Genomic DNA, 12,768 nt, shown 5'->3' with positions numbered 1-12,768 from the left:
CCTCTCGGCACCGCGGTAGCAGTGCCCTCTCGGGACCGCCGACGTGGTCGCCTCTGGGCGGCACGGTCGCGGTGGCCTTTCGGCGACGCGGTGGCGGTGGCGCGGAATCATCCGCGGTTCCGGGCAAGGTACCGGCGGCAGCTCAACCTCGCCAGGACCTGAGCATGAACTCGACCCGACCTTTTACGGTATTCGGGTGACCCTCGAAGCCGTACCCTCACCGTTGCCCCCGGCCACCGCCGCCACCGTCACGGAGCTCGCTCACGCCGCCGCGCAGAGCGACGGCGTCAACCCGCTCTCCGAACGCACTCTGCTGCACCTGGACGGCGAACACCCCGACGACGTCCACGTCCTCGCGTACGAGGGCGACCCCGGCACCATCGAGGTCTCCGGCCTGCAGAGCGCCCGCAACCTGGCCGGGTACGCCGCCCTGGCCCCCGACGGCTCAGCCGAACTGTTCGTCGCACCCACCCACCGCCGCCAAGGTTTCGGTACGGCCTTGTTGCGCATGCTCTTGGACCACGGCGGCCCCCGTACCCGAGTGTGGGCCCACGGCCGCCTGCCCGGCTCGGACGAACTCGCCCAGCGCCTCGGCCTGGAAGTAACCCGCGAGCTGTACTTCCTCCGCCGCACCCGCGCCGACCTGCCCGATCCGGTCTGGCCGGACGGCATCACCGTCCGTACCTTCGTCCCCGGCCAGGACGACGCCGCGTGGCTGGACCTCAACGCCCAGGCCTTCGCCGACCACCCCGAACAGGGCTCCTGGACAGCCAAGGACCTGGCCGAACGTCTCCACCAACCTTGGTTCGACCCCGAAGGCTTCTTCCTCGCCGTCGACTCCACCGGCACCCTGGCCGGCTTCCACTGGACAAAGATCGAGGACGGCGTGGGCGAGGTCTACGTAGTAGGCGTCTCCCCCACCCACCAGGGCCTAGGCCTAGGCAAGGCCCTCACCCTCCAGGGCCTACACCACCTACAAACCACCCGCTCCTTGGACACCATCGTCCTCTACGTAGACGGCACCAACACCCCAGCCCGCAACCTGTACACCCACCTAGGCTTCAAAACCGCCACGCTAGACGTCCAATACGCCCCCACCACACCCCCCACAGCCACCCCCGCGTGACCCCACCCACGCCCACCCACCATCACCCCCTCCAGACGACTAGCCGCAGACCCACCTCCAGCCGACTCAACACAGCCCCACCTTCGAGCAACTCACCGCAGCCCGCCTCCAGACGCCCCAGCACACGCACACCTCCAGGCAGCCCGGACAGCTCCGGACGGTTTCGGACAGCCCTGGGCAGCTTCGGGCAGCTCGGACAGCTCCGGGCGGCTCCGGCGGCTCCGGGTGGCTCCGGGCGGCTCCGGGCGGCTCCGGACAGCCCTGGGCAGCTTCGGGCAGCTCTGGCAGCTCGGGCAACCCTGGGTAGCCCTGGGTAGCCCTGGGTAGCCCTGGGTAGCCCTGGGTAGCCCTGGGTAGCTCGGACGACCCTGGGCAGCTTCGGACAGCTCGGACAGCTTCGGGCAGCCCCGGGCAGCTCGGACGGCTCGGGCAGCTCTGGACAGCTCTGGGCGGCTTCGGGCGGCTTCGGGCGGCTTCGGGCGGCTTCGGGCGGCTTCGGGCGGCTCAGCCTGCACCCACCCAACCCGGTGCAAACACACACCTTCCGGCAGCTCAGCCCGACGAGACCTCGCTCATCCCACTGCAGCACCACTTCCAAGCACCCCTGTGAACGACATCACAGCGAATCCACCCCCTCACCCCGCGTCATAACTCCCCCACCCCACCCGTCCCACCATCAGCCAGGAGCCGCCCGAGCCTCTAACCCCCCAGCCGGACGGCTCCTGGCCCCCAATCCCACCGCCCCACCCAACCCCGCCGCCAACCCCACGGCCAACACGACACCGCACCGGACGGCACCGGACGGCACCGGACGGCAGGCACGGCAGGTACGGCACGTACGGCACGGCACGGCACGGCACGGCACGGCACGGCACGTACGGCACGTACGGCACGGCACGGCACGGCACGTACGGCACGTACGGCACGGCACGGCACGTACGGCACGTACGGCACGGCACGTACGGCACGTACGGCACGGCACGGCACGGCACGGCACGGCACGGCACGGCGACGATCCATCCGATCAGCGAGCTCGACCAGCCGCGCCGACCCACCGCCTCCGCCACCCCCAACAGCTCATCCCCCGGCCACCTACGCGCCGTCGCCGCGGGTTATCCACAACCTGCACCTTTTGACATAGAGCCCGCCCCACCCTCCCGATACGATCAATTTGACTACGGAGGGCAGACACTCGTGACATTCCGCAACCAACCCACCCAGGCCCTACTAGCCTGCCTAACCACCACCACCCTCCTAACCGCCTGCACCCCCAACCCCAAAGCCGGCCACCCAAACACCGCCCCACCGCCGTCCACGTCGACGGGCGCCCCGGCAAGCACACCGATCGTGCCGACATCCCAACCGTCTTCACCACCGACCCCGAGCGCACCGCCGGACCGCCCTGCAGCCGCCAACGGACTGACTCTTGCAGCGGCCGACAAATTCATTCGTTACTACAGCGAGTTGCTGAATTACGCGTCTGCGACTGGCGACACCGCTCCTATGCTCAGCAGCAGTGAAGCCGGGTGCGAAAACTGCAAGTCATATGCCAAGTTTGTCCAGCAGGCCAACGCCTCCAACGGCCTCCTGCAAGGTGACTATCTCGAAAGAGTCACCGACATCCCGGAGCTGTACCGCGGCGAGAACGGGCGGCTCGGTGGGTCCGCAACCGTGGCGATCGGCGCCTACACCAGCAAGCAATCGGCAGGCGCCAGCCCGATCAACTTGAAGGCCGCGAAGTACACACGAGAGTTTGCCCTGTCAGCGCAGGGCGGCAACTGGGTCATGTACGAGATGAAACTCGTGAAGCAATGAGGCGCGTTGTTGGCGCGGTCGCTGCGATCACCGCCTTGCCGGTCGCAATGGCGGCTGTTCCAAGCAGCGTCCTGGCCGCCACCGCGCATCCACGCGCCCCTCACATCGCCCGATCTACTGCCTCAACGCCTGCCCCGCCCCCGGAGGTAGACGTCAATCTGACCAGAGAAGGTGCTACGGCCAAAGGCTCGAGTCGTCTCGGCGGCCGTCAGCACAGTCGACCGAAGCAGACGTCCACGAATCCAAAAGGCATCAAGTCAGCCCCTCCCCGTTCGAGAGAGGACACGGGGGTGGATCCGCGTGGCCGTACCGACCTCAAGCTGAATATTGGGATTTGTGGGCGGGTGCAGGTGGATGGGAGTGTGTTTGGGCCTGATCGGTGTCAGCCGGTGGTGCCGGATGGGGCTCGGGGGGTGGTGCGTACGGTGCCGCCGGAGGTGGTTCGGGTTCGGCCGCGGGATGTTACTTGGGAGCAGGTGCTTGCGGAGACGAAGAGTGTGGTTTTTCCGGGGCTGACGGTGAAAGTGCAGCCGGAGGATCGTACGTTGGTGAATCTGGAGACCAACGTCTACACCGATGACAGCAAGGTTTCGAATACGACGGTCACCTTGCTGGGGTTTCCGGTGGAGGTGCAAGCGACGCCCATCAGTTACACGTGGCGCTTCGGTGACGGGACGCCCGCGCTCACGACCAGCACGCCCGGCAAGGCGTACCCCGGGAAAGAGATCATCCATAAGTACCTCAGGCGCGGCAACGTCAGGCTGACGGTCACCACCAGCTACGCCGCCCGCTACAACGTGGCCGGCACCGGCTGGCAGTACGTCCCCGGCACCGTACCGATCACCGGACCGCCCACCGCCCTCGCCATTCACGAAGCGATCCCGGTCCTGGTCGATCCCGAACGCTGAGCCGCCGACTAAGACCACCGCTCCTGGGTCCTGGAGCTCCTCCCACGCCACCCAGTTGGAGCGTTTTCCGCTGGAACCTGGCGAGTTTTGCCCCGTATATGGCGGAAACGCTCCTACATCGTGGGTCGACCTCGGCCCGACAGCCGGGCGTGAGCTCGGCAGCTGACAGCTGGCCGGGACGGCGTCGAAGTTGTCCACGGGGTTGCCGCAGGTGGAGTTCCGGGTTACCGGAGGGCGGTGCGGAGGTGGTTTGTCAGGTGGTGGTGGGCTTCTTGGGTGGTGCCGGGGACTGTGCGGAGGTTGGCGTGGCCGTGGGGGAGGGTGGGGTGGAGGACGTGGGTGATGGCGTTGCCGGCTGACTTGAGGGCTTCGGCGTACTCGTTGCCCTCGTCGCGGAGGGGGTCGAAGCCGGCGGTGGTGAGGTACGTCGGGGGGAGGCCGGTGAGGTCTTCGGCGCGGAGTGGGGAGACGATCGGTTCGGGGCGGAGGGTGGGGTCGGGGGTGTAGTGGTCGCGGTACCAGATGATGTCGGCTTCGGTGAGGATGAAGCCGTCGGAGAACAGGTCCCGGCTGGGGCGGCGGGCTACCAGGTCCAGGGCCGGGTAGATGAGGACCTGGAGTGCGGGTAGCGGGAGATCGCGGCGTACGCACTGCTGCGCGACGACCGCGGCGAGGTTGCCGCCGGAGCTGTCGCCGCCGACTGCCACCCGGGCGGGGTCGGCGCCGAGGTCTTCGGCGTGGTCGACTGCCCAGGTGAAGGCGGCGATCGCATCCTCGGCGGCGGCCGGGGCGGGTGCTTCGGGGGCGCGGCGGTAGTCGACGGCGAGGACGCGTACGCCTGAGTCGGCGGCGAGCGCGCGGCAGAGCGCGTCGTGGGTTTCCAGGTCGCCGACCACCCAGCCACCACCGTGGAAGTACACCAGCAGCCCATCCGGTCCGTCCGAGCCGCGAGCCGCGCGCCGGGACCCACCGGCCGATGCGGCGCCGGAAGCGGTGTCCTCCGGGGTCGAAGCGGTGAGGGCCGAGGTGCTGGGGGTCGAGGTTGTGGGGGGCGCGGTGGTGGGGCGGGGGATGTAGAGGCGGGCAGCGAGGTGGCCGTCGGCGCCTCGGACGGTCAGGTCGGTGACTCGGAGCAAGGGGGCCGGGTTGCCCGTGATGAGTTTGCACAGGTTGCGGAAGTGCGTGCGGGCGCCGGCGGGGTCCGTCTTGGTTGTGTGTGGCAACAAGTTTTCCAGCCGGAGCAGGAGCTGGATCTCGGGGTCGAGGGTGTTCCCGTCGATCTGGATCGGCCGGCCGGCCAGGCGGCGGCGGACCGCGGTGGGCAGGGCGTACAGCGGGGTCAGCGCGTTGGCCTGAGCGGCCGTCAGCGTGTCGCGGAGTACCGAGTCCAGTCGTGGGTTCACAAGGAGTGACGCTAGCAACGATGGCCCCGGTAGCGGTCCGGAGGCAACGAAAACGTCACATCCGCCAACGCGCGGACGGCTACCCCATGTTCATCAAAGGGTGCGATCCTGGTCAGCGTGGCTGGAGACTTGCTGGCATCCCACAACCGGGAGTACGACGTCGAACCGCCGTACGACATCAGTGCGGCCGGCGACCTTCCCCCGGACCGGTTCTCCGATCGGGAGCTGAGCTGGCTGACGTTCAACCAGCGCGTGCTGGAGCTGGCGGAGAACGATCGCATCCCGCTGCTGGAGCGGGCCAAGTTCCTGGCCATCTTCGCGAGCAACCTGGACGAGTTCTACATGGTCCGCGTCGCCGGTCTGAAGCGGCGGATCGCGGCCGGCGTTGCGGTGAAGGCAGCCAGCGGCCTGCTCCCCCGTGAGGTGCTGGACCGCAGTCTGGCGAAGAGCCGGGAGCTGATGGACCGGCACGCGGAGACCTGGCGGAAGTCGGTGCAGCCGGCGCTGACCGAGCAGGGCATCGACATCCTGCGCTGGGACGAGCTGGAGCACAGCGAGCGCGAGGACATGACCCGGTTCTTCCGGGACCGGATTTTCCCGGTGCTGACGCCGCTGGCGGTCGATCCGTCGCACCCGTTCCCGTACATCTCCGGCCTGAGCCTGAACCTGGCTGTTGTGGTCCGCAACCCCAGCTCGGGTGGTGAGCACTTCGCCCGGGTCAAGGTGCCGCCGCTGCTGCCGCGGTTCGTGAACGTCGCGGAGGGGCGCTTCGTACCGCTCGAGGACGTCATCGCCACCCACCTGGGCCAGCTGTTCCCGGGCATGGAGGTGATCCAGCACCACACGTTCCGGGTGACCCGCAACGAGGACCTCGAGGTCGAGGAGGACGACGCGGAGAACCTGCTGGCAGCTCTGGAGAAGGAGTTGCTGCGCCGCCGGTTCGGTCCGCCGGTCCGGCTCGAGGTCGAGGAGTCGATCGACCCACAGGTGAAGGCACTGTTGCTGTCCGAGCTGGGCGTCACCCAGGCAGAGGTGTTCGAGCTGCCCGGCCCGCTGGACCTGCGTGGCCTGTTCACTATCGCCAGCCTGGACCGGGCCGAGCTGAAGTACCCGGCGTTCGTACCGTCCACGCACCCGCACCTGGCCGAGGTGGAGACCGCCAACCCGGCGGACATGTTCCACGCGCTCAAACAGCGGGACGTACTGGTCCATCATCCGTATGACTCGTTCTCCACCAGCGTCCAGCGCTTCATCGAGCAGGCCGCCGCCGATCCGCACGTACTGGCGATCAAGCAAACGCTCTATCGGACCAGCGGCGACTCCCCCATCGTCGACGCACTGATCGACGCGGCCGAAGCCGGCAAGCAGGTGCTGGTACTGGTAGAGATCCAGGCACGCTTCGACGAGCAGGCGAACATCAAGTGGGCGCGCCAACTCGAACATGCCGGCTGCCACGTCGTGTACGGCGTGATCGGTCTGAAAACGCACTGCAAGCTGTCAATGGTCGTGCGGGACGAGCCAGACGGACTGCGCCGCTATGCCCACATCGGTACTGGGAACTACCACCCGAAGACCGCCCGGTTGTACGAGGACCTCGGACTGCTCACCAGCGACAAGGTCGTGACAGAGGACGTCGCACTGCTCTTCAACCACCTGTCCGGCTTCGGCCGCAGTGCCGGCTACCGCCGCATCCTGGTAGCACCCCAGTCAGTGCGGCGTGGTCTGCTGGAGCGGATCGACCGGGAGATCCAGCACCACCACGCTGGTCGCCCGGCACGCATCCGGATCAAGGTGAACAGTCTGGTCGACGAGGCGCTGTGCGATGCGCTGTACCGGGCGTCGCAGGCCGGCGTACCCGTCGACCTGTGGATACGCGGCATCTGCACGCTCCGGCCGGGTATCCCGGGTCTGTCGGAGAACATCCAGGTACGCAGCATCTTGGGGCGCTTCCTGGAACACAGCCGGGTGTTCCTGTTCGAGAACGGTGGCGAACCGGAGGTGTGGATCGGGTCCGCCGACCTGATGCACCGGAACCTGGACCGCCGGGTCGAGGTGCTGGTGCAGCTGAAGGAGCCTGACCACGTCACCGAGCTGAGCGACATGTTCGACCTGGCGATGGACGACAGCACCGGTTCGTGGTGGTTGCAGGCCGACGACTCCTGGCAGCCCAGACTGAGTGGACCGGACGGTGAACCGCTCCGTGACCTGCAGGAACGCCTGATCCGCTCCCGCGGCCGCCGCCGGGCGATAGACCCCATCAGCTAGTTCTAGGGTGAGAGCATGAGTCTCCCGGCGACAGTTATCGCCGCGGGTGGTGTCGTTTGGCGAGAGCGCCGCGGCACCCGTCAGGTGTTGCTGGTGCACCGGCCGCGCTACGACGACTGGTCGCTGCCGAAGGGCAAGCTGACCGCACATGAGCACGTGCTGCTCGGTGCGCGGCGTGAGATCGAGGAAGAGACCGGCCTGCAGGTAGTACTCGGCCCACCGCTCGGTGTGCAGCGCTACACCATCCGGAAGAACGGTGGGACCGCGCAGAAGCTGGTGCACTACTGGTCCGCCGTACCGGTGGATGACCGCGACTTCGAGCCGAACGACGAAGTGGACGAGGTCAGCTGGCTACCAGTGGACAAAGCCCGCAACAAGCTGAGCTACCCACGTGACGTGGATATCCTGGACGCACTGGACGGTGTAGTGCCGGTAGTGGCCACGCTGGTTGTCGTACGGCATGCGGAGGCGGTGAAACGGAAAGACTGGGATGGCAAGGACACCGTGCGACCGCTCAACAGCGCAGGCACTGCAGTAGCCGAGCGCCTGACCGGCGTACTGGCGGCACTTGGCGTTAATCGCATCATCAGCAGTGACGCCGAGCGGTGCGTCGCCACGGTCACGCCGTACGCCGCAGCGATCGATCGGCACATCCACCTCTGGCCGGAGATTTCCGAGCGCGGGTACGACGCTGCTCCGGACGGACTGCACGGTCTGGGTGAGCGGGCGTGGAAAGCCGGCAAGGTGACTGCTGTCTGCTCGCACCGGCCGGTACTCCCCGCACTGGCCCGGGAGCTCGGTCTGAAAGTGGGCAAGTTCTCCACTGGAGCGTTCCTGGTCGCCCACCGGCTGGCCGACGGACGGCTGGTACACGAACGCTTCGGAGCACCGTAAGGTACCTGAACTGGTCCCCGTGACACGGCTCGGTGACGATCCAGGCACAGCGGACGGGGTGGCCGGGTGACACTAGGGGTGACGGGTATGTTCCTACCCGAGGAACCGGCGCCCCACCGGGTGCCGGTCTGAGGAGAGGTTCGGGGCGCACCATGACGATGATGCGAGAACTGACACTGATCGGGATCCGGATGGAATCACCCAACCGGGCCCCGGTGATGATGCTGCGCGAGACCGAGGGCTACCGCTACCTGCCGATCTCGATCGGTTCGGTCGAGGCGACCGCGATCGCGTACGAGGAGCAGGGCCTGCGCCCGTCGCGACCGCTCACCCACGACCTGATGCGCGACCTGATCCAGGCGTTCGACGTGGAGATCGAGGCGGTCGAGATCGTCGAGCTCCGGGACGCGGTGTTCTACGCCGAGCTCGTGCTGGCCAACGGCGCCCGGGTGTCGGCCCGCCCCAGCGATTCGGTGGCGCTGGCGGTACGGCTCGGTACGCCGATCCGCTGCACCGAAGAGGTGCTCCGCGAGGCCGGCGTCGCCACTCCCGAGGAGGAACAGGCCGAGCTGGAGCGCTTCCGCCAGTTCCTCGACAGCGTCGCCCCGGAAGACTTCTCCAGCTGACGGTCGCGGGGTGCCGATTCAGAGCGCCGGGAGTCGGTCGTTCACGGTGCCGGTGCGCTGAGCGTTACCAAAACGTGAGCGGAATCGCATTTACTTATACGCAGAGTCACCGCTCTTAACTCAGTTCACCTATTGGCTGCCTGTCGGCACGCCATCCGTCGCGCAGGCTACCGGAACCGTTCACCGCCAGTTCACCAGCGACGGGCCGCCGCGTCATCTGCTCTCCCTACCGTCTGTGGAAGTTCAGAAGTCTGATCCCGCAGAAGGGCAACATTCTCGTGTCCGTCAATCGCCTGTTCCGCGTCGGCTCCGTCGCCGTGGCATCCCTTGGCGTCCTCGCGCTCAGCGCTTGTGGCAGCGACCCGCAGCCGTCCGGCTCGTCGAGCCCCGACTCCTCGGCGTCGTCCGCCGGGGGCGACTGCCCGAAGGGCACCCTGAACGCCGAGGGCTCGTCGGCGCAGAAGAACGCCATCGAAGAGGTCATCAGCAAGTACAACGAGAAGTGCGCCGACGTCACGGTGAACTACAACCCGACCGGTTCCGGTGCGGGTATCAAGCAGTTCAACGCGAACCAGGTGGACTTCGCCGGCTCCGACTCGGCCCTGAAGCCGGACGAGATGACCGCGGCCACGAAGCGCTGCGCGAACAACCCGGCCGTCGACCTGCCGATGGTGATCGGTCCGATCGCGATCGCCTACAACGTGGACGGCGTCAGCAAGCTGACCCTCGACGGCCCGACCGCGGCGAAGATCTTCCAGGGCTCGATCAAGACCTGGAACGACCCGGCGATCGCCAAGCTGAACGCCGGCGTCACCCTCCCGTCGACGCCGATCTCGGTGTTCTTCCGCTCCGACGAGTCCGGCACCACTGAGAACTTCACCAAGTACCTGAAGGCCTCCGGTGGCGGCGCCTGGACCGGTGAGCCGGCCAAGAAGTGGACCGGTACCGGCTCCGGCAAGGAGAAGTCGGCCGGTGTCGCCGAAGGTGTGAAGAGCACCAAGAACTCGATCACCTACGTCGAGTGGTCGTACGCCGTCGACAACAAGCTCGGCGTCGCGCAGATCGACAACGGCTCCGGCACCCCGGTGGAGCTGTCCACCGAGTCCGCGGGCAAGGCGCTGGTCGCCGCGAAGCCGGCCGGCACCGGTTCGGACCTGGCCCTGAAGCTCGACTACGCGACCAAGGCCCCGGGTGCGTACCCGATCATCCTGGTCACCTACGAGATCGCCTGCACCAAGGGTCTCCCGGCCGAGAAGACCGCGCTGGTGAAGAGCTTCCTGAACTACTTCGTCAGCAAGGACGGCCAGGCTTCGCTGACCGACCTGAACTACGCGCCGCTCCCGGCCGAGATCCAGACCAAGGTCGAGGCCGCGATCCAGGCGATCAGCTGATCGCGAAGCAGCACTGATGCGAGCCCCGGCCGGTCCCCGAGTCATCGGAGGACGGCCGGGGCTTCGCCTCGTCAGACCCGACGTCACAGTTCACGACTCAGGCGCTTGGAGCACCATCGATGAGTAGTCCAGACGGCACGGCACCGCCCGACCGGCCGGACGGCACGGCCGCGGACCAGGTGGCCGCGGCGGATGCCGCTGAAGCAAAGATCGAGGATCTGGTCCACGAGGACGCCGGTCCGGCCCCGCGGTTCGAGGAGCTGGCCGAAGAGCACACCCAGCAGACCGAGCACACTGGGCACACCGAGCACACCGAACAGCAGCCGGCCGAGAGCGGCGGCCGCAAGCTGGAGCTCGGCGCGGTCGGCCACCTGGGTGACCGGCTGTTCGGCGGGCTGGCCCGCGGCTCCGGCGGCCTGGTGGTCCTGATCGTCGCGTTCGTCGGCATCTTCCTGCTGGCGCTGGCGATTCCGGCCCTCGCCGACGACAAGAGCAGCTTCCTGTTCTCCCGGATCTGGGAGCCGGGCGGCGACAACCCGCGGTTCGGTATTGCCGCGCTCTTCTACACCACCGTGGTCAGCTCGATCATCGCGATGATCATCGCGGTCCCGATCGCGATCGGCGTCGCGCTGTTCATCACGTACTACGCCCCGAAGAAGCTGGCCGCGCCGGTCGCGCACGCGGTCGACCTGCTGGCCGCCGTGCCGTCGATCGTGTACGGCCTGTGGGGCGCGCTGTTCTTCGCCCCGATCCTGCTTCCGGTGATCAACGGGCTGTCCGACGCGCTCGGCTGGATGCCGGTGTTCGCGAAGCCGGTCGGCGACAACGTCGGCGTGGTCTTCACCGCCTCGGTGGTGCTGGCGATCATGATCCTGCCGGTGGTCACCGCGATCAGCCGGGAGATCTTCGCCCAGACGCCGATCGCGCACCGCGAAGGCGCGCTGGCGCTCGGCGCCACCAAGTGGGAGATGGTCCGGATGGCGGTCCTGCCGTACGGGCGCTCCGGCGTGGTCAGCGCGTCGATGCTCGGCCTCGGCCGGGCGCTCGGTGAGACCGTCGCGGTGCTGATCATCCTGTCGGTGCCGAACGGCAACGACCCATGGAACTCGTCGATCTTCGCCGGTGGTGAGACGTTCGCGTCGAAGATCGCCAACAACGCCGCCGAGTTCGACTCGCCGGAGAAGACCGGCGCGTACATCGCGGCCGGTCTGGTCCTGTTCGTGGTCACGTTCCTGGTCAACTCCGCGGCCCGGATCATCGTCGACCGCAGCGCCCCCGGCAAGAAGCGGCCGCGCCGGAACCGCCGCGCCGGTTCCACCGCAGCGGAAGGAGCGTCCTCGTGAGCGAGCGCAGCGAGCGAACCAAGAAACACAGCCCGTCTAGTGCCTCGTCGGCGCCCGGAGCGAAGCGAGGACGTCGATGAGTTTGATCGCCGAGAACAAGCCCGCGTACGACGGCAAAGTGCTGGATCTGAGTGGTAAGTCCGGGGCGCGGGCGTTCCGGAACACGCTGGCCACCGTACTGATCGTGCTCGCCTTCGTGCTGGCGATGATCCCGCTGGTCTGGATTCTGTTCACCGTGGTCAGCAAGGGCTACCACCTGCTGCTGACCGCCGACTGGTGGAGCCAGTCGCAGCGCGGCATCACCGTCCGCCGGGAGGGCGGCGGCGCGTACCACGCGATCATGGGCACGCTGATCATGGCCCTGATCACCGCGGTGATCGCGGTGCCGATCGCGATCCTCGGTGCGATCTTCCTGGTCGAGTACGGCAAGGGCACCCGGACCGCGAAGGTCGTCAGCTTCATGATCGACATCCTCACCGGGGTGCCGTCGATCGTCGCCGCGCTGTTCATCTACGCGGTCTGGATCACCATCTTCGGCTTCAACCGGGTCGGCTTCGCGGTCTCGCTGGCCCTGGTACTGCTGATGCTCCCGGTCGTGCTGCGCTCCACCGAGGAGATGCTCAAGCTGGTACCGGACGAGTTGCGCGAGGCGTCGTACGCGCTCGGAGTGCCGAAGTGGAAGACGATCCTGAAGGTCGTCGTGCCGACCGCGTTCGGCGGCATCGTCACCGGCGTGATGCTCGGTCTGGCCCGGGTGATGGGTGAGACCGCGCCGCTGCTGATCCTGGTCGGCTACTCGAAGAACATCAACCTGAATCCGTTCAACGGCTTCATGGGCGCACTGCCGACGATGATCAACCAGGACCGCACCGAGCTGGCGCTGCCGAACGCGGCCGACCGGGTCTGGGCGGCGGCGCTGACGCTGATCCTGCTGGTCCTTGCCCTCAACCTGCTGGCCCGGCTGATCGCCCGGTTCAGCGCCATCAAGTCGAAATAG

Annotated in this window: 10 protein-coding genes; 9 read left to right on the top strand and 1 reads right to left on the bottom strand. The window is 67.5% G+C overall.

The window, feature by feature from the left end:
• Positions 1-196 precede the first annotated feature (196 nt).
• From mshD to ABD260_RS14085, 3 genes are all read left to right on the top strand, one after another.
• Positions 197-1,126 (top strand): mycothiol synthase, encoded by a 930-nt coding sequence (gene mshD / locus ABD260_RS14095; protein WP_344233928.1) that lies wholly within the window; start codon positions 197-199, stop codon positions 1,124-1,126.
• 1,347 nt (positions 1,127-2,473) lie between these two features.
• The gene (locus tag ABD260_RS14090) at positions 2,474-2,941 is read left to right on the top strand and encodes a DUF6318 family protein (RefSeq protein WP_344233926.1); all 468 of its coding nucleotides are present in this window, start codon (positions 2,474-2,476) and stop codon (positions 2,939-2,941) included.
• Between the two features lie 548 nt (positions 2,942-3,489).
• Positions 3,490-3,849: a PKD domain-containing protein gene (locus ABD260_RS14085; protein ID WP_344233925.1), complete on the top strand. Its 360-nt coding sequence runs from the start codon at positions 3,490-3,492 to the stop codon at positions 3,847-3,849.
• Positions 3,850-4,073: 224 nt separating this feature from the next.
• Here the strand turns inward: ABD260_RS14085 and ABD260_RS14080 are convergent, their stop codons facing one another.
• Positions 4,074-5,252 (bottom strand): alpha/beta hydrolase, encoded by a 1,179-nt coding sequence (locus ABD260_RS14080; RefSeq protein WP_344233924.1) that lies wholly within the window; start codon positions 5,250-5,252, stop codon positions 4,074-4,076.
• A 132-nt stretch (positions 5,253-5,384) separates the two neighbouring features.
• Between ABD260_RS14080 and ABD260_RS14075 the strand changes: the two genes are divergently transcribed.
• The 6 genes from ABD260_RS14075 (at position 5,385) to pstA (ending at position 12,768) form a co-directional block, all read left to right on the top strand.
• On the top strand, positions 5,385-7,517 hold the full coding sequence (locus tag ABD260_RS14075; protein WP_425553342.1) for an RNA degradosome polyphosphate kinase: 2,133 nt from the start codon (positions 5,385-5,387) through the stop codon (positions 7,515-7,517).
• Between the two features lie 15 nt (positions 7,518-7,532).
• Positions 7,533-8,411, top strand: coding sequence for an NUDIX hydrolase (locus tag ABD260_RS14070; RefSeq protein ID WP_344233923.1), 879 nt, complete (start codon positions 7,533-7,535; stop codon positions 8,409-8,411).
• Positions 8,412-8,563: 152 nt separating this feature from the next.
• On the top strand, positions 8,564-9,037 hold the full coding sequence (locus ABD260_RS14065) for a bifunctional nuclease family protein (RefSeq protein WP_425553339.1): 474 nt from the start codon (positions 8,564-8,566) through the stop codon (positions 9,035-9,037).
• 278 nt (positions 9,038-9,315) lie between these two features.
• Entirely contained in the window at positions 9,316-10,428 is a 1,113-nt protein-coding gene (pstS, locus tag ABD260_RS14060; RefSeq protein WP_344233921.1) for a phosphate ABC transporter substrate-binding protein PstS, read from the top strand.
• Positions 10,429-10,775: 347 nt separating this feature from the next.
• Positions 10,776-11,771 carry a phosphate ABC transporter permease subunit PstC gene (pstC, locus tag ABD260_RS14055; RefSeq protein ID WP_425553341.1) on the top strand — a complete coding sequence of 332 codons (996 nt, stop codon included), beginning with the start codon at positions 10,776-10,778 and terminating at the stop codon, positions 11,769-11,771.
• A 76-nt stretch (positions 11,772-11,847) separates the two neighbouring features.
• Positions 11,848-12,768 (top strand): phosphate ABC transporter permease PstA, encoded by a 921-nt coding sequence (gene pstA / locus ABD260_RS14050; RefSeq protein WP_344233919.1) that lies wholly within the window; start codon positions 11,848-11,850, stop codon positions 12,766-12,768.

The organism is Kribbella hippodromi, assembly GCF_039531045.1.
Lineage (GTDB): Bacteria > Actinomycetota > Actinomycetes > Propionibacteriales > Kribbellaceae > Kribbella > Kribbella hippodromi.
The sequence above is the reverse complement of the archived record's forward strand: the minus strand, read 5'-3'. Positions and strand labels throughout refer to the sequence as shown.

Excerpts from the sequence above, each read along its gene's own strand:
- ABD260_RS14070 (WP_344233923.1), top strand. The coding sequence starts at position 7,533 with ATGAGTCTCCCGGCGACAGTTATCGCCGCGGGTGGTGTCGTTTGGCGA.
- ABD260_RS14065 (WP_425553339.1), top strand. The coding sequence starts at position 8,564 with ATGACGATGATGCGAGAACTGACACTGATCGGGATCCGGATGGAATCA.
- pstA (WP_344233919.1), top strand. The coding sequence starts at position 11,848 with ATGAGTTTGATCGCCGAGAACAAGCCCGCGTACGACGGCAAAGTGCTG.